Here is an 18,864-nt window from a genome sequence, read left to right as displayed (position 1 = left end):
TGCTCAGCGCATTGTAATATCACGTTTCAAGTTTTATTATATTGAAGCTCTTCTGCCAGGGCGGACATTTGTCCAGCGTCCTTCACCATTTAGTCCGCGCTTGAAACCGCGAAAAAAAATGTTGGACAGTGATCGTTGTTCCGGTTGCATGTTATCTGTGCGGGGTGTCTCACGGTAGAAAAACTTATCGTGAGGTACGGCGTATGCTTTATTTTCTTCCGCGGTTGCCGGCAGGAAGCTGCGGATCAACCAGGGGCCGGTCATGTGCATGGTTAACTTCAATCGGCTGAATAGTCCTTCACCCGGGGTACTTCGTTTCGTTTTCCATCCATAATTTTCATTGTTCTCCATCATACTAGGGCTTGTTGTGTAAAGGTCAACGATGGTGTCCATTATTTCACCAGCCATTTTGCCTCGGGGTTCGGAGGCGAGTACGGCGTTAGACGTCAAATTGTCTTCAATGTGTACAAGAAATCCATTGGGTGCATCGAGGCTCCCGAGCGGCTGTCCGACCGCGATATCCGCGTCCATGTACAGGCCTCCCTCCATGTAAGTTGAGGCCAGCTCTATTATATCGCTGGCTGCAGCGTAATTCTTATAAGGCCCATTTGTCTCGCGGCTATAGATCGCTTCGATTTTTTTTGCGTTTGGGTAGGCCTGGCCCAGTGAGCTGAATAGCTCTTCAGGATTGCACTGTATTAACGAATCGCCATGCGCCAATGCCAGATGGCGTTCGGCAGGGTCATTGCTTTCACTCATTTCAGCTAATGGGTTTAGTAGGTGCTTTACCTTGGAGGTCCACACATTGACTTGGTAGTCGGGATTTATTTCTTTAAAAAGCAGCATGTTCTGCAGGTGCGGTATTGGAATGTCGCCACCTTCCCAGTAAAAATGTGCGTTAAGGGGTATGGCTACGTTACCTTTCAGGTCAACATGATTAAGAGGGTTGTTTTTTAGCATTCTATAAAGATTAAGGTCAGTATCCTCGCCGGATACATCCGGATTTATCCACCGCTGTAGCCACGGCGCGTAATACCTGAACCCGTAATAATAAAGCCCGCTCGCATCGCGCTCCTTACCCGAGTAACGCACTGTCTTGTACTTCGCTTCCACTGCACTGCGCGCCGCCCACCAGGCCGTACCGCCAAAGGGGTAATAATTTTCCTGGTTGATCAGACCGCCTTGCTGATCAAGCTCCAGCGTGCTTGAGCCCAGATGATCACCCAGGCTGTAACGCACCTGATCGTTCTCAACAGCGCCCGGTTTTCCAGCCTCCCAGTGCAACCCCCGCACACTGTTGCGACCCGCCTGAGCCGTAACGACGTGAAGAGTTTCTCCATCGGCCGTGGTCCGAACTTCCAGTCCCGGCAGGTAGCGAACTTCATTGGTCAGTGTGCGACCTGATGCCTGCGCGGTGCTGATCTTGCGACAACGTTGACCCTGGCCGTCATAGACATAGCGTTCGTCATCGTTCGGTGCGTCTTTACGCTGCACAGTGGTGATGTGCTGCAACTGGTTACGCGCATCCCAGCCCATAACCTGCCCGCGAACCAGTTGCAGCAGATTGCCATTGGCATCAAAACTCGTAGCGAAATCCACATCCCCGTCATCGTCGGGCAGGCTGCGATTGCTGTCGGGATCAACGTGCATGTTGCGGGTGAAGTTGTGCGCGCCTTCGTGGCGCATTTGCAGCAGATTGCCCGCTGCGTCGTAGCTGTAATTCTGTCTGTAGTTGCTGACCTGGCAAGGATCGAGCGTCGGAACAGGTTGCAGACCGGGCAGCGCCGGACCATGGCTGGCCCCGTTTCTCACCTCCCGGCCAGTGGCTTCGATCAACTGATACAGCGTGTCGTAACGGTAACGGCTGATCGGTTCGATAAGCTGGTTGTCGCAATACCGGTCTGGTTGCGAGGTATCGTTGACGAGCAGGATATTGCCCACCGGGTCATAGCTGTAATTGAGTTGCTGCAGCAGCGTGCCGTCAGCAGAGATCGCGCTCAGCCCGATCAGCCTGCCGTCCTGCTGATCATAGGCGTAAAGGCTGACTACGCCATTGCCCGCTGTTTCCTGTTCGACCTGGTTGAAGGCGCTATAGCGAATCGCGCTGACCAGCGTCCGCGCATGCATGCTGCCGTTCAATATCAGGTCTGTGCTGTGCAGCTGACCGGCCAGATTATGAGTCGAAAGCTGGCTATTACCACTGGCATCGGTCTGCGTCAGCACTTCACCTTGTGCGTTGAAAACGCGACAGGTCTGAAGGCCGGCCGGCTCCACCAGCTCATTACGATCAGGCTCGGCTGATGGCCAGTCCGCTGCTTCTGCGGCGAGCATGAAATGTCGTGTTTCACTGAGTACCGACCCATGCAGGCTGTAATCCTGCAGCAAGCGCGAGCCCGCCGTATCGTCATGGCGGACCAGTTGATTGCACTGGTTGTGTCCTGCCGCATCTTTCTGGCCATAAGTGAACCGCTCAGCACACCGATTTTGTTCGATGATGTTTCTCAGGCGTAACAGCAGGTCGTACTCTAACTGCCGCTCGTTACCGCGAGCGTCCCAGCCATTCAAGACCTGGCCAGCCTCGCCGAACAGCGCAACTCGCCAGCCGGCATCGACGCTCTCGGCGGCCAACGCGTTGCCGCCAAGGCTGTAGACAGTGCTCCGGTTGGCGTCGGCCAGACGTGGATCAGTGGCGGCGATCATTCTGCCTGCCAGGTCGAAACGCTGCCTGGTAACCCGCATTGCGGCGGCTTCTGCGGCTTCTGTTCGATGTAAGAGGACCTGGCGCACGACCAGCCCACGAACCTCGGAAACGAGCAGTTCCGGCGTATGGGAATGTACCGCGCTATTAACCACGCTCGGCTGCCTTTCTCGCGGCCAGCACTTCCTCGGCTGTATCGTTTTCGTCCTCACTGATGGTGTACCAGACCCGATAGGTCTGTCGGCGCATCCAGCCTTTGGCGGTGATTGTGATGGTCGGACGCCCCAGCGGGTCGTAGAACTGTTTGTCGACAATGTTTTGTGAGCGTATCGATGCGTCGTTCACATACAGATGACTGTTGGCGAAATACGGCCGGTAAACGCGCACCGCCAGGCCTTTATTGTTGTATTCCACACGTTCACTGACACGCCAGCGCGGTGATGCGTGGACAATTTTCGGTTCACCGCCGACCAGTTCGAGATTGCCCCATTCATCGACTGAATAGGCGTTGCCGTCCTCCACCTTTTGACGGGTTTGCAGCGTGCGACCGAAGCCGTCTATCGACGCCATGCTGATGCGGATCTGCCTGTCCAGGTCTTCCGGGTAGCGGTCTGCCGCGAGGGCAGCGGTGGCCAGCGGGATGTGGACCTGCCCCAGAGCCGTGTTGCCGTCGTAATAGAGCGCGCTGGCTTGTCTTCCCAGAGCGTATTCGGGTTGCAGCGCTACCTCGCCGGCAGAAGACCAATAATGCGCGGCGCGATTGAGTGGAGGAAAACCGACTGCCTCACCCAGTTCCGTGCCGTAAAAGCTGGTTGCCCATATTCTGCCGAAGGCGTCGTAATCAGCTTCCTGACTGTTCTGGTTGGGGTCGATGATTCGTTTTGGTTGCAGCACACGATAATCGTATTCAGCGGTAGTGACGCAGCCTGCCGGGTCGGTGATGCGAGTCGCGAACAGATGGTAGGCGTCGTATTCGACGAGACTCCAGCCGTGACTGCGCGTGGGCCTGAACTGAGTGGGATGAAAGAAGTGCTCCTGACCCGCATAGGTGGCGAAGCCGCGTTTTACCGACCATAGATTCAGGCTGTCTGCTGGCAGAAAGCTTGGCATCTGCTGATAACCGATCTTGACGAGTTTTTCGGCCAGAGTGACGCTGTCCATGACCCGCTCATAGGCGCTCAGTGCATGATCATCCAGTTCAGCCGTTTCAACGGCGTCAGCCAGCGCCTGAAAGGTCGCCTCGCCATCGCCGCAACCGATGTAGCGTTGCACCGACAGACTGGTGAGCGTACGTGGCAAGGTTGCGAAGGGCCCGGACAGATCGGCGAACTGTTCGTAGCTGATCTGCTCAGGCGTCAAGGCGCTTGCCGGAATGAGCATGGCGTCGCCGCGTGTGCGGTAAGGCAGCCCCAGACGCCAGCTCTGCGGGCTGTCCAGGTGGATTGCTTCGGCGTGCATTTCATTCAGGTAGAACTGTTGCTGGGAGTCGTCGTGTGACGCCTCCCACCATTGTTGCTGGTGAGGGTCCGCAAAGGGTGGCGCGTCACCCGGTTTCTTGCGCCGGGCATAGTTGACGCTGACTGAGTGGAGCGTCGAGCCGTAGCGGTCCCACGCCAGGTTCAGGCTGTGTTCGCACATCGGGTCCTCCAGTTCCTCGGCCTCGTAACGATAGGTGATGACTTCCAGGCTCAGCGGCAGCATCGACGCGTAGGGTCGATGTGCGCTCAATGCTTGCAGTTGGCGAACCAGATAGCGGCAGGACTGCGTCGAATACAGCGCTGTGGGACGTTGACTGGCGTCGAGTCCAAAGACTTCGCTGCGCAGTACCGAGCCGCTCAGCGCTCGCGCCATTTCCTGCAAGGTCGCGTCATCCGCGTCCGTTATTGGCAGCTCTGTCTGGGTTGCGGCGTCGAGTCGGGACAACACATGCTCGCCGGGCAGGCGTGCCAGTGGGTCGCTGCGGTCGTGGTCGGTGCAGGGTCTGGCAGGATAGCGTCCGGTGTGGAACCAGGTCTTGTTCAATACCGCAGCGGTAAAGTCTTCCTGATCCTGCGACGACGTTTCGGTGTCGGTCTGCAGGAGCAGGCCGAAGCCGCGAAACTCCCGTTCGCGAGGGTCATAGAAACCCTGTCGATAGCGGAACAACTGAGTCAGCGTATTGCCAGTGACCTTGTCCTGCATGGTTTGCCTGACGACCACATGAACCGGGAACGGTAATTCCGAGACAGCAACGCTGCCTGCGGTCCGCAGCTCGTTTTTTTCGTCCAGCCATTCTTGGGCCGAACTGCGATAGCTGACTTCTCCGGCAGCACCGAGATTGTTATCCGAGGCCTTCAGCAAATAAGGTTTGCGCACCGAGCCTGCCCGGTCCTCCGCGTAATAAAGGCTCCAGTGCCGTGGCGCCATGTGCGGTACGGTCAGCACCAGGCTGGAGAAACCCAGGCCCAGCAGATCGACCGCACTGAACTGGCAGAACCGGTCATAACGCACGCCCTCCGGCCAGGGCTGATCGAAGGGCGCGGCCAGACCGTTGCCGCCCCGGTTCATGAAGACCTGAAAGCCATCGGCTTGCAGGTACAGCACGTCACTGGCACCTGAACCGTCCAGGTCGGCCAGCCGCACCTGGCTCGAATCAAAGACCTCATAGGTGTAGGGCAGGGTGGCAAACAACTGGCCCTTGCCGAACCGGCCTCGGCCCAGGTTTGGCCAGACGCGGATCTCGTTGTGCCGGATCCGGATCAGGTGTTGTTGCCCCGTACCCAGCAGGTCGCTAAACGCCACGAGTTCAGTGGAACTGTCGCTGAGCAATGGCAGGCGATCCTCGTCGTGAGGGATGTCCACTGCTGCGGCGAATCCATCGGCTCGACGGTTGGCATACAGGCGAACGCTACGTGGGCCAATCAAGGCCAGATCTGACAGCCCGTCGCCTACAAGGTCCGCCATCTGGCCTTGCGGGTGGAAAAACTCTGTAGGAAAAGCCGAGAACGTGGCGTAGTTCGACCAGCTTCGATCAGGGTTGAGCGTAAAGAATCCGGCCATTCCCGGCTGGGCGACAACCCAGTCCAGCCGCCCGTCGCCGGTCAGATCCGTGAGGACCTGACGTACCGGTGTGGCTGAATCAGCCGTGGGGATGCGGGGTAGCGGTTGACAGGTTCCGTAGGCAACGGCGTCCGCTGTGCCAGCGGTATCACGGACCGGTTCGCGATAAAGCCACGCCTTGTCGTCTCGATACAGAATGCCGGGCAAGCCGTCGCCATACAGATCGACCAACTGGTATTGCTGGCCGTCATTCAAACCGGCCATGGGCTCCAGCGGCGTGTAGATGCCTGACTCAAGACTGAAATCGGTGTATTGAAATTGCACAGGAGGTTGCTGATCGACGCGCCGCCAGTCCGTACCATCCCATGCCTGCGAATGCGCTGCGCTCAGCAGGTTGTAGCCGAGAGCTGTCTGATAATGCTCCAGCAGCAGTCGCCGGGTCAGCAGCGGGGCTTCTCCGAGCTCATCCGGGAAGTGATGGAACATCAGAACCTGCCGGCACAGGCGCAGATTACCCAGCTCAAAACCATAGGCGAAACCTGAATGCGGATCACTGCGCACCGGCCAGGTAAATTGCTCATCGTATTCGGGGGGCGGGTCACTGCGGGTGTCGCGCTGGTCATAGTCGAATATCAGGTCGAAATGCCATAGCAAACCGTCCAGCGAATCTTCCTGCCACAGGTAAAGTACGGGGTGCGCCTTGGCATTGCCGTAGCGAACCCGGCTCAGGTAGCGTTGGGCGCGGAAGTTTCTCGGGTGATCCTCCGCCAGGCCCTGATGGTCTTCGGGCTTGTACTCATAGAGGATGTGTTCGCCGACGGCATTCATGCTTTCATCCAGCAACCATTCGGCAACCCGATTCATGTCTGCCGGGTCGGCAATGCGCGACGAGGTCCTCCTGCCATAAAGGTTCAGGCTGCCGTCGGCGCCGTGGATCAGCCAGAAGCCGGGATCTGCAATGTCTACGCGCCAATGCTCGACGCGCGCAAAGGCCCCTTCGACTCGGCTGAAGTAACGCACCACCTGATAAGTCTCATTCAAATCATGACCGTTGTAGCGGCTGACCTGACTCGAAACCAGCGCGCCGCTGTCGTCGCGTTCGGGCAGGCAGACATCGCCTCCGGGGCCGAAAATGAGGTCGTCGTCGGTGTAGTTCGGTACGCCCTTGCTGGCACGACGCGCCACTTTGCTGGTGTTCAGGTTCCAGCCAAGTCCGAATACGCCGTTGCCGGAAGTGCTCTGATAACTCAGCGACAGGGCGGGCGCGTAACCGCGGCCCTGGCTGATCGGCAGGGCGATTTCCAGTGACGCCGCGCCGTTGGTGCCAACGGCTCCCCAGCCCTTGCCGATGCTTTGAATCGCGCCACCGCCTTTGGGTAATGACGGAGTGGCTACAGCCGGTTGCAGGGACGGCGGCGATTGATTTTGCGATTGAGCTTCCATGGAGCTTGCTCCCAGTCGGTTAACGGCTTTTCGCCGTGTAGCGCATGTGCACGATAATGTCGGTGATCGAGTCGATCATGTCGCGCTGCGCCGCCGGGTTGGAAAAGCTCAGGGTCCAGCGAGAGATTGCGCCAGTGCCCTCGAACGGCAGATAGCGCTCATCGTCGAAGTTGAAAACGGGCCAGGTTGCGTAACAGGGAGAAGGGGTGCTCGGTCATGTCCGGCTCTCCGGTGGTCATGACCCAGCCTTGTTTACCATGGCGCTCGCGTCTAGCTGACAAAAGTGTCAGTCAACCCTCAACAACACCAAAAATTTCTCATCAAAACAGAGTATTAGCGACCGACGCTGAAGGTATATTCATTGGCGATTGACTACCCAACGGTTATGCCTATTGGTTCTTGACCAAGCCGCGTGCTTCCGTTTGTCTGCTGTTATGGTTGAAGGGCGTCACTAACGGCGGGTAGAGGTTTCAAGGATGAGCTCGATCACGCACACCAACACGCCGCAATTGGCGGTCAGCGATTCACGGGGTCTGCCGGTACGCAGTGTGCAGTTCTATCGTGGCGCTGATGGTCAGCCTGTTGACGCGAGGGTGACGCAGCACTATTTCGACAAGGCCGGGCGACTGATCGCCAGTCGCGATCCACGTTTTTCCAGTCGTTTGAAAGATGGCGTCTGCGCGCCTGTGAACCTGATGCAAATCGTCAGCTTGTCCGGGGCTTTGCTGCTATCGAACAGTGTCGACTCAGGTTGGCGGGTGAGCCTGAACGGCGAAGCGGGGCAGTTAGTCGACAGCTGTGACGGACGTGACAACCCGCGCCAGATCGAATACGACAGGCTGTTGCGCCCTTTGGCGATCAACGAATCAGGCCGAATGACCGAGCGCTTCACTTATGGCGGGCCTGCCACTGCTGAGCATAACCAGTGCAATCAACTGATTCGCCATGACGATACGGCAGGCTCGCGTTTGCTGCTGGACTATGGACTGTCGGGTAGGGCGTTGAGCGAAAAAAGGTACTTCCTGCAGTCGCCCGACAGCCCGGACTGGCCACTTGCCGAGCCTGATCGTGATGCACTGCTCGAGCCGGTCGGCCTGCAGACACGCTGGGCTTTCAACGCGCAGGGCGAAGCGCAGGTGCAGACTGACGCCAACAGTAACGTCCAGCGTTTCAGCCACGGTGTGGATGGGCAACTGCGCGCTGTTGAACTGACCCTGGCCAATACGGAACAGCCGCAAACGATGGTCAGTGCCATTCACTACGACGCGTTCAATCAGGTCGAGCAGGAGACCGCAGGAAATGGTGTGGTCAGTCGCTATGTGTATGATCAACAGGACGGTCGGCTGACTGAGCTCAGTGCGCTATCTGCCGACGGCTCAGTGTTGCAAAAACTGAACTACAGCTATGACCCGGCAGGTAACGTTCTACTCATCAACGATGCCTCGCAACCAGACCGGTATTGCGGCAATCAGCGTATCGAGCCGATAAACCGTTACTGTTACGACACGTTGTATCAGTTGATCGAAGCCACGGGGCGGGAGGTCAGAAACGGGGCCAGCCATGGTCCGGCGCTACCTGGTCTGCAACCTCTGCCGACGCTCGATCCTTGCCAGGTCAGCAACTACACACAGCGTTACAGCTACGACGCTGCGGGTAACCTGCTGCAAATGCGCCACGAAGGCGCACACAACTTCACCCGCAACATGCACGTTGCACCGGACAGCAATCGCAGCCTGCCGGACGATGACGGGGATGTGGATTTCGCTAAGAGTTTTGATGCCAATGGCAATCTGCTGCAACTGGTTCGCGGGCAGGTTATGGGCTGGGATGCGCGTAACCAGTTGCAGCACATCACCACTGTGCAACGTGAAGACGGGTCGAACGATGAGGAACGCTATGTCTATGACGGCCAGGGTCAGCGTTGTCGCAAGATCAGCACCGCGCAGGCATCAGGTCGCACACTGACCAATGAAGTTCGCTACCTGCCGGGACTGGAAGTTCGGACCACGGCCGATGGAGAAACTCTTCACGTCGTTACGGCTCAGGCGGGTCGCAACAGCGTGCGGGTCTTGCACTGGGAAGCCGGAAAACCAGGCGCTATTGCGAACGATCAGGTGCGTTACAGCCTGGGTGATCATCTGGGCTCGAGCACGCTGGAGCTTGATCAGCAAGGCGGCCTGATCAGCCAGGAAAGTTATTACCCCTTTGGCGGCACGGCCTGGTGGGCGGCGCGCAGTGCAGTGGAGGCCAAGTACAAGACAGTGCGTTATTCGGGTAAAGAGCGTGACGCCAGCGGGCTTTATTATTACGGCTTCAGGTATTACGCGCCGTGGTTGCAGCGGTGGATCAATCCGGACCCGGCGGGGGCTGTGGATGGGTTGAATTTTTATGCAATGGTTGGGAATAGTCCGTTACGAAATAAAGATATAGCGGGTTTGCAACATCGACCTTATCAGGGCTTTCAAGACGGTTACGAGCAGCAGGCCAGTTCAAGTGGCCTCACCCTCATCGCTCGAGGCAGAGAAAATATAAAACTGTTGAAGAAGCCTCCGACAGATAAGCTGGGTCATGCCCTTGAGGTTGTTGAAGTGGCCTATAAGGAGAGTCAACGTGTTTTTAATAGCGGAGATTTAACTGAAACGCAAAAAGTCGTCGTCTGGAATGTCATGGGGTATACATCACTGGCACAAATGCCCGAAATGGCCAGTCAGTACGCGAGCTTGAACGACGTGGTGCAGGATTATACGGCAGGGCACGGGTTTAATCAGTTTGCCGTCTTTGGCAGGCAGCCAGGTACTCAGGGTCTTACCTTTTCAAACGACCCACACAAAAGAATATTTTTAGGGCGTGAGGTATTGGATTTTCATGTGCTGGGAACCGCGCTGGTAATGGGCCATGAAATTTCCCATACCACGCAGAGGCGTTCGAATGATTACATTTATATGAATGCGAGCGTCAATCGGGATGAAGGTGTTGAGCAGCTAACATCCGGTAACGTGGATGAGCATTTGCAGAGCATGTTAGAGTCGGCAAGTCATATTACAGCAGGGCAGCATGATCACGTCATATTTTCGAATATTGATAGCATGATTAGCGAAGGTAAGCTGACGACAGGTGATGTAACAGGTCTGTTTGCAACCCGTAGTCTTCAAGATATCAACGTTAACCGCTTAAAGTACCCGGGTGTCCGGGACCGCATCCTGCGTAATAATGCAGATAATATTGCGTTTTTAGGGCTTTTTCTCGGAAGAGAGCAGGTTGTTTCAAAAATGAAGGCGCGAGGCTATGTTAAGTAGATGCAGGATGCTGTGGTCGCGCGAAGGTGTCTGGTCTGTACTTGAAGTATGAGCTTGATTTTTCGTGCTGCACGTCCGTGTACTGATCCTGTCAGGCAGGAATAGTGTTCTTATCAAACTTTCATGGATGAAGGTCATGAGTTCGATTGTGCACAGCAATACGCCAATACTGGCGGTCATTGACCCGCGTGCGCTGGCCGTGCGTAGCGTGCAGTTCTGTCGAACTGTGGCCGGGCAGCCTCTTGCCGCGCGGGTGACCCATCAGCGCTATGACTGGGCAGGGCGTCCGGTTGTCGGTCGTGATCCGCGTCTGTTCAGTCGCTCGGAAACCGAAGCGCAGACCCCGGCAAATCGGCTGGTCAGGTTCAGTCTGTCCGGAGCGGCCTTGCTGAGCGAAAGCGTCGACTCGGGTTGGCGACTGAACCTGATGGGCGAGGCAGGGCAGTTGCTTGAAAGCCGGGACGGGCGAGGCACTCAGCGCTTGATGGAATACGACAGTTCGCTGCGTTCGGTCTCTGTGACAGAGCAGGGGCTTGTCGTCGAACGCCTGGCCTATGGTGGCGCCGACGCCGTTGAGCATAACCAGTGCAATCAACTGATTCGCCATGACGATACGGCAGGCTCGCGTTTGCTGCATGATTACGGCCTGCTTGGCGCTGCGCTGTGTGAGAAACGGCATTTTTTGCAAGCGCCTGAAAGTCCGGACTGGCCGCTGGCCGAAGCAGAGCGAGATGCGCTGCTTGAGCTTGTCGGGCTGCAAACCCGCTGGGGTTTCAATGCGCTGGGCGAAGTGCTCGTGCAGACCGATGCCATGGGCAACACGCAGGCCTTTGGCATGACCGTCGCTGGGCAGCTGAAAACTGCTGAACTGACATTGGCCGGTGCCGCACAGACGCAGACGCTGGTCAGTGAAATTCATTACAACGCGCTTGACCAGGTCGAGCAGGAAACGGCGGGCAATGGTGTTGTCAGTCATTTCCAATATGATCCGCAGGACAGTCGGCTCGGTGCGCTCAACGCGATGGCGGCGGATGGCGCGCTGTTGCAAAAGCTGATTTACAGCTATGACCCGGTCGGTAATGTTGTGGTGGTCAACGATGCGTCCCAGCCAGACCGCTATTGTGACAACCAGCTTATCGAACCGATCAGTCGCTTCGAGTACGACACGCTGTATCAACTGATCGAAGCCAGCGGCCGTGAAGTCAGAAACGGTGCCAGCCATGGCCCGGCGTTGCCGGGCCTGCAATCTCTGCCGACGGATGATCCGTGTCAGGTCAGCAACTACACACAGCGTTACAGCTACGACGCTGCGGGTAACCTGCTGCAAATGCGCCACGAGGGCGCGCACGACTTCACCCGCAACATGCACGTTGATCCCGACAGCAATCGCAGCCTGCCCGACGATGACGGGGACGTGGATTTCGCCACGAGCTTTGATGCCAACGGCAACCTGCTGCAACTGGTTCGCGGGCAGGTTATGGGCTGGGATGCGCGTAATCAGTTGCAGCACATCACCACCGTGCAACGTGAAGACGGGTCGAACGATGAAGAACGCTATGTCTATGACGGCCAGGGTCAACGTTGTCGCAAGATCAGCACCTCGCAGGCATCAGGTCGCACACTGACCAACGAAGTTCGCTACCTGCCGGGGCTGGAAATTCGTACCACGGCCGATGGCGAAATCCTTCATGTCGTTACGGCTCAGGCGGGTCGCAACAGTGTGCGGGTGTTGCACTGGGAGGCTGGAAAACCGGATTCTATTGCGAACGATCAGGTGCGTTACAGCCTGGGTGATCATCTGGGCTCAAGCACGCTGGAGCTTGATCAGCAAGGCGGTCTGATCAGCCAGGAAAGTTATTACCCCTTTGGCGGCACGGCCTGGTGGGCGGCGCGTAGTGCAGTGGAGGCCAAGTACAAGACCGTGCGTTATTCGGGTAAAGAGCGCGATGCCAGCGGGCTTTATTATTACGTGTTCAGGTATTACGCGCCGTGGTTGCAGCGGTGGATCAATCCGGACCCGGCGGGGGCTGTGGATGGGTTGAATCTGTACCGTTTTGTTGGCAATGCGCCGGTACTCATGGTCGACAACACCGGCTTGTTTGGTGAGCGAAGCAACGCTGCGAAGCAGGCTGCCGAAGCGAGCAAGCTGCACTTTGATACGTATCTTCAACCCAGAATAATGGAGCGGAGGGAAAGGGATAAGGAAAGCGCCATCGAATCATTGAAAAAGCGCACGGGGGCGAGGTCTTCAGGAAGTGTCGGAGAACTCTTAGATGCGGTGAGCGTGGTTCTTGAGACAGCCCCAATGACCTTCAATATCAAGCCAGAAAAACTCGCAACGCTGAAAGGTAAGGGCATGGTTAATACATGGCATACGTTGAAGAGAGAAAATACCTATACGTCGTTGAGGGACAGGTTTGAAAATCAGATGTTTGAGTATGAGAAATCATCATCTGCGCTCACCCGTAAAGCAGCATTGGCAGGAAAGCAAAAGAACAAGGGAGACCACCGTCCTCTTTATGGAGCCCTTGAGATCGCCAGGGACAGCACGAAAGTGGGGGGCGCTCCTACCTATGGCCGTGCGGCTTTTCATTTGTCTGATCGAGCAAGGTCCTACATGACGTTCACCGGAGCGGACAGTCTTTCTACAGGCGCCAGCCTGGACAGTCTTGCTTCATCCCGGAATGTATTCCCGTTGATACGCGACATGCGTCCAGATACATGGGAAGCGCTCAATCAACATATGAACGGTCAAGATAATGCCGTTCGTATTTCTGAGTCCTCCAGCTATATAGAGTGGCAGTCGCATGCGCCTGTAGCATGGAAGGAGATGGAGTTTTTGGATTTCGAGACGCGCCTGGATTTTGAAAAAGCACTCGATAATCCATCTGCGGTGGCTTTTTTTGAAAGGTATTCGGTCAAAGCGCGCTTGCACTCACAGTAACCCTGGTTTCCTCGCTGTAGGAAAGCATAACCCGTGGTAACGAATTCGGAATGTAGTCCGAATTCGCTACCTGACCGAATGGCGCTTACTGCACTTCCACCGCCAGACTGTCGCTGATCTTCTTCTGCCAGATCTGCGGGCCGGTTATGTGAACGGATTCGCCGGTGCTGTCTACCGCAACGGTCACCGGCATGTCCTTGACCTCGAACTCGTAGATCGCTTCCATGCCCAGCTCGGCGAAGGCCACGACGCGGGATTTCTTGATCGCCTGAGCCACCAGATAGGCAGCACCACCAACGGCCATCAGGTACACGGCCTTGTGGTCACGGATCGCTTCGATGGCGGTCGGGCCGCGTTCGGACTTGCCGATCATGCCCAGCAACCCGGTCTGATCGAGGATCTGCCGGGTGAACTTGTCCATCCGGGTGGCCGTGGTCGGGCCGGCCGGGCCGACGACTTCTTCGCGTACCGGATCAACCGGGCCGACGTAGTAGATGAAGCGACCCTTGAGGTCTACCGGCAGGGTTTCACCCCTGTTGAGCATTTCGACCATGCGCTTGTGCGCTGCATCGCGGCCGGTGAGCATCTTGCCATTGAGCAAAACGGTTTCGCCCGGTTTCCAGCTTTGTACTTCTTCCGGGGTCAGGGTATCGAGGTTGACGCGGCGGGCCGACGGGCCGGCTTCCCAGACGATTTCCGGGTAGGCGTCCAGCGATGGCGCTTCCAGCGAAGCAGGGCCGCTGCCGTCGAGCACGAAGTGCGCGTGGCGGGTGGCGGCGCAGTTGGGGATCATGCACACCGGCAGCGACGCGGCGTGGGTCGGGTAATCCATGATCTTGACGTCGAGCACGGTGGTCAGGCCGCCCAGGCCCTGAGCGCCAATGCCCAGCTGGTTGACCTTCTCGAACAGCTCCAGACGCATCTCTTCGATACGATTCTGCGGGCCGCGGGCTTTCAGTTCGTGAATGTCGATGGACTCCATCAACACTTCCTTGGCCATGACCGCGGCCTTTTCTGCGGTGCCGCCGATGCCGATGCCGAGCATGCCCGGCGGGCACCAGCCTGCGCCCATGGTCGGAACGGTTTTCAGAACCCAGTCGACGATCGAGTCGGACGGGTTGAGCATCGCCATCTTCGATTTGTTTTCCGAGCCGCCGCCTTTTGCCGCGACGTCTACTTCCACGGTGTTACCCGGGACGATGGAGTAGTGAATGACGGCCGGGGTGTTGTCCTTGGTGTTTTTGCGAGCGCCTGCCGGATCGGCAAGGATCGAGGCACGCAGCACGTTTTCAGGCAGGTTGTACGCGCGGCGCACGCCTTCGTTGATCATGTCGTCCAGGCCCATGGTGGCGCCGTCCCAGCGAACATCCATCCCCACGCGCACAAAAACCGTGACGATGCCGGTGTCCTGGCAGATCGGGCGATGACCGGTCGCGCACATGCGCGAGTTGATCAGGATCTGGGCGATGGAGTCACGAGCGGCAGGCGACTCTTCACGCAGATACGCCTCGTGCATGGCCTGGATGAAGTCCACGGGGTGGTAATAGGAAATGAACTGCAGTGCGTCTGCAACGCTCTGAATCAGGTCGTCTTGCTTGATCACGGTCATGCGGCGCGCTCCTCTGTAAGGACGGGAACATTCAATTACGCTATCGGCGGCAGTCTGGAACTGCGGCTTGAACCAGAGCTGTCAGGGTGGCGATAGCGGGCGCAAAAAGGCGCGGCAGTATAACCCGCCCGACAGGCCAGTCTGTACAATCGCCGTTATTTTCTGCACAGGCCGTCTTGATGCCTCAATTGCATGTGGGTGAGCTTAGCTGGTCGGTGGCATCGGCCAGCAATCTGCTCGACGCCCTGAACCATGCCGGTATTCCGGTCCCTTATAGCTGTCGTGCCGGCAGTTGCCATGCGTGTCTGGTGCGCGTCGTAAAGGGCGAGCCTGAAGACGCTTTGCCCGACGCGCTGCCTGTCGAAAAGCGCCAGCAGGGTTGGCGGCTTGCCTGTCAGTGCCGAGTGACGGGGGATCTGGCTGTCGAGGTGTTTGACCCACAGCGTGATGGCCTGCCTGCCACGGTGGCAGGCTGCGACTGGCTCTCTGCATCGGTGCTGCGTTTGCGTCTGGAGCCAGCGCGACCGCTGCGCTACAGCGCCGGGCAGCACCAGGTGTTGTGGACCGAGAGCGGTGTTGCGCGGCCTTACTCGCTGGCGAGCCTTCCCGGTGAGGATGCATTTCTGGAGTTTCACATTGACTGCCTGCAGCCCGGGGCCTTCCGTGACGTTGCCCGCCAGTTACAGGTCGGTGACGCCCTGAGGCTCGGCGAGTTGCGTGGCGGGGCGCTGCGTTACGACCCGGACTGGCAGGAAAAACCCTTGTTGCTGCTGGCCGCCGGCACCGGGCTCGGGCCCTTGTGGGGTGTACTGCGCGAGGCGCTGCGCCAGGACCATCAGGGCGCCATACGCGTGATTCATCTGGCCCGCGACAGCCAGGAGCACTACCTGGCCGATGAACTGCGCGCCCTGGCTGAGCGTTATCCCCAAGTGCATGTTCAGTTGGTTACCCCGCAGACGCTACAGGCAACCCTGGCTGAACTGCGCCTGTTGTCTCGGCACGCGATGGCGCTGGTGTGTGGCAGTGCCGACAGCGTGGAGATATTCGCCAAACGCCTCTACCTGGCAGGTCTGCCGCGTAATCAGTTGCTGGCGGATGTGTTTGTGGCGCGGGATTAAGAGTGACGTCAGTTACAGCTCTCGTTCTTCGGCACGATAATCACATGATTCGCAGGGCTGACCCAACGCAAAAGGCCCCGACTCTTGCGAGACGGGGCCTTGGCTTGCTGTGTGCTGCGATCAGACCAATGGGTCGCCAACGTGCAGAATCTTCATGCCGTTGGTGCCGCCGATGGTGTGGTAGCTGTCGCCCTTGGTGAGGATGACCCAGTCACCTTGCTCGACCAGACCACGCTTGAGCAGTTCGTCGACTGCGGCCTGGCTGACCTGACCTGGCGGCAGGGCTGCCGGGTCGAATGGCACGGTGTAGACACCACGGAACATCGCTGCACGCGCCTGAGTACCACGGTGCGGAGAGAACGCGTAGATCGGCACCGAAGAGCGAATGCGCGACATGATCAGCGGGGTATAGCCGCTTTCGGTCAGTGCGATGATCGCCTTCACACCCGGGAAGTGGTTGGCGGTGTACATGGCCGCCAGCGCGATGCTTTCATCGCAACGGGTGAACGAGTGACCGATACGGTGGCTGGAAGTCTTGCCGGTCGGGTGCTTTTCAGCACCGATGCAGATACGGGCCATGGCCTGAACCGCTTCGATCGGGTAGGAGCCTGCAGCACTTTCGGCCGACAGCATCACAGCGTCGGTGTAGTCGAGCACGGCGTTGGCCACGTCGGACACTTCGGCACGCGTCGGCATGGGGCTGGAGATCATCGACTCCATCATCTGCGTGGCAACGATCACTGCCTTGTTGTGGCGACGAGCGTGCAGGATGATGCGTTTCTGTACGCCGACCAGTTCGGCATCACCGATTTCAACGCCCAGGTCACCACGAGCGACCATGACCGCGTCACTGGCGCGGATCAGCTCATCCAGCACTTCGTCGTTGGCAACGGCTTCGGCGCGTTCGATCTTGGCCACCAGCCAGGCCGTACCACCGGATTCGTCGCGCAACTGGCGAGCGTATTCCATGTCGGCGGCGTCGCGCGGGAAGGAAACGGCCAGGTAGTCGAGGTCCATCTCGGCAGCGAGCTTGATGTCCTGCTTGTCTTTTTCGGTCAGTGCCGGCGCCGTCAGGCCACCACCACGACGGTTGATGCCTTTGTGGTCGGACAGCGGGCCGCCGATCAGCACGGTGCAGTGCAGTTCGTTAGCGGTCTGGGTGTCGACGCGCATGACCACGCGACCATCGTCGAGCAGCAACTCGTCGCCTACGCCGCAATCCTTGACCAGATCCGGGTAGTCGATACCCACGATCTGTTGGTTGCCACTGGTCAGCGGATGAGCGGTGGAGAAGGTGAACTTGTCACCGACCTTCAGCTCTATTCGCTTGTCGGTGAACTTTGCGATACGGATCTTCGGACCCTGCAGGTCGCCCAGCAGAGCGACGAAGCGCCCGTGTCTGGCGGCGATTTCGCGGATCAGCCTGGCGCGAGCCTTGTGCTCGTCCGGAGTACCGTGGGAGAAGTTCAGACGAGCAACGTCCAGACCCGAAAGGATCAGTTGTTCGATGACTTCCGGCGAATTGCTGGCAGGGCCAAGTGTGGCGACGATTTTGGTGCGGCGAACGGTCATGCACAAACTCCTTAATTGAAGCGCAGCGAGAGGCTACTCCTGTCTGGGTCTTTAGTCATTGTTCCTTTGCACTACCGTGTCAGGGTCCGGGAGGGCAATCGGCTGACAACCGGCGCTCTATTGGCCTGAAGAAACAGGCTGTGACGCCGATACAGGGCAGAGAACAGGAGAGTCCCATGCGTATTGTAACGATTGTTGTATTACTGACTGCGCTCAGCGGTTGCACCCGCTGGGCGATGAATTCCAACCTTGATCACGCTTACCGTGCCTATCAGGAAGGTGACTGTGATCGGGTGATGCTCGATCTCTCCAAGGTCGAACGCCAGAGCCGCTCGCGCCGTTATGTCCAGCCGGAAGTGTCGATGTTGCGCGGCCAGTGCCTGGAACGGCAGAAATTGTATGTCGACGCGGCACAGACCTATCAATTCCTGATGGCGCAGTATCCAGAAAGTGAATACGCCTTCCGTGCACGCGCCAGACTCGACACGCTGGCGCAAACAGGTCTTTACCCCAGGGCTCAACCTGCCAGACCCATACCTGTACCTGTTCGAAACGCTCCTGTATCGAAATAATTACCCTCGTTTGAATGGAAGGTGCTGTGTTCGGGTGGATTTCGAATAATTGTGAGCTAGGCTGAGGTCACAAAGCGGACGAGCTGCAGGGCTCCGGGTCGAGACTGTTTCCTGGATAGCCTCTGTCGTGCAGCGCATTAGAAGTCCGCAACGAACACACGGTGCCGCGTGGTCGCAGCATCGGTCTCGGAAGGCAGCTTGCCATGTATAAAGAGCGGAAAATCGAACGTCATCAACTGCAGGATTATTTGCAGGTTTTCAATCGTCATACCGGCAAGCTGGTGGGGTGTCTGGGGAATGTGTCCGGTGAGGGGCTGATGCTTATCAGCAGCCTGCCGGTGCTGGTGGGCGCGAGATTCGATCTGTGCCTGAAACTACCGAATGGCAACGTCGGACAGCCCATCGATGTGAGCGCCAGGTGCCTCTGGTGTCACGAAGACGAGACACCAGGCAGCTATGACTCCGGTTTTGAATTGTGTCAGGTCTCGACAGAGTATCTGGAGTTCGTGCAGCTGTTGCGACAGTACTTCTGTTTTTACCCCTCCTACGAAGCCTCTGCCTGAGGCTGCTGCC

General features: G+C 57.8%; 9 protein-coding genes. 5 read left to right on the top strand and 4 right to left on the bottom strand.

The annotated features are described in order from the left end of the window. Positions 1-36 precede the first annotated feature (36 nt). Both JOE39_RS26350 and JOE39_RS14155 read right to left on the bottom strand, forming a co-directional pair. Entirely contained in the window at positions 37-2,853 is a 2,817-nt protein-coding gene (locus tag JOE39_RS26350; protein WP_348529906.1) for an RHS repeat-associated core domain-containing protein, read from the bottom strand. Beyond that, positions 2,846-7,180 (bottom strand): SpvB/TcaC N-terminal domain-containing protein, encoded by a 4,335-nt coding sequence (locus JOE39_RS14155; protein WP_210078620.1) that lies wholly within the window; start codon positions 7,178-7,180, stop codon positions 2,846-2,848. Before JOE39_RS14155 ends, JOE39_RS26350 begins: the two co-directional genes overlap by 8 nt. Before the next feature lie 476 nt (positions 7,181-7,656). Here JOE39_RS14155 and JOE39_RS14145 point away from each other — a divergent pair, with 476 nt between their 5' ends. Both JOE39_RS14145 and JOE39_RS14140 read left to right on the top strand, forming a co-directional pair. Then, a complete protein-coding gene (locus JOE39_RS14145) occupies positions 7,657-10,476 on the top strand; it encodes an RHS repeat-associated core domain-containing protein (RefSeq protein WP_210078621.1) in 2,820 nt (939 codons plus the stop codon). A 136-nt stretch (positions 10,477-10,612) separates the two neighbouring features. Further along, complete coding sequence (locus JOE39_RS14140; RefSeq protein WP_210078622.1) at positions 10,613-13,420, top strand: RHS repeat-associated core domain-containing protein; 2,808 nt, start codon at positions 10,613-10,615, stop codon at positions 13,418-13,420. 85 nt (positions 13,421-13,505) lie between these two features. Here the strand turns inward: JOE39_RS14140 and JOE39_RS14135 are convergent, their stop codons facing one another. After that, positions 13,506-15,029, bottom strand: a complete 1,524-nt coding sequence (locus tag JOE39_RS14135) for a fumarate hydratase (RefSeq protein WP_003418683.1) — start codon at positions 15,027-15,029, stop codon at positions 13,506-13,508. 179 nt (positions 15,030-15,208) lie between these two features. On the opposite strand from JOE39_RS14135, the gene JOE39_RS14130 reads away from it, so the two are divergent. Further along, positions 15,209-16,147 (top strand): iron-sulfur-binding ferredoxin reductase, encoded by a 939-nt coding sequence (locus JOE39_RS14130; RefSeq protein ID WP_210078623.1) that lies wholly within the window; start codon positions 15,209-15,211, stop codon positions 16,145-16,147. Between the two features lie 120 nt (positions 16,148-16,267). Here the strand turns inward: JOE39_RS14130 and pyk are convergent, their stop codons facing one another. After that, positions 16,268-17,719 (bottom strand): pyruvate kinase, encoded by a 1,452-nt coding sequence (gene pyk / locus JOE39_RS14125; protein ID WP_003345368.1) that lies wholly within the window; start codon positions 17,717-17,719, stop codon positions 16,268-16,270. Positions 17,720-17,895: 176 nt separating this feature from the next. Here pyk and JOE39_RS14120 point away from each other — a divergent pair, with 176 nt between their 5' ends. Together JOE39_RS14120 and JOE39_RS14115 are read left to right on the top strand one after the other, a co-directional pair. Further along, positions 17,896-18,291, top strand: coding sequence for a lipoprotein (locus JOE39_RS14120; RefSeq protein WP_003345370.1), 396 nt, complete (start codon positions 17,896-17,898; stop codon positions 18,289-18,291). Positions 18,292-18,494: 203 nt separating this feature from the next. After that, positions 18,495-18,854, top strand: a complete 360-nt coding sequence (locus JOE39_RS14115; RefSeq protein WP_003345371.1) for a PilZ domain-containing protein — start codon at positions 18,495-18,497, stop codon at positions 18,852-18,854. Positions 18,855-18,864: the final 10 nt, after the last annotated feature.

The sequence above is a fragment of the Pseudomonas sp. PvP100 genome (assembly GCF_017833055.1).
Taxonomy (GTDB): domain Bacteria; phylum Pseudomonadota; class Gammaproteobacteria; order Pseudomonadales; family Pseudomonadaceae; genus Aquipseudomonas; species Aquipseudomonas syringae.
Note: the sequence above shows the minus strand (reverse complement) of the source record. Positions and strands in the feature narration are given on the sequence as shown.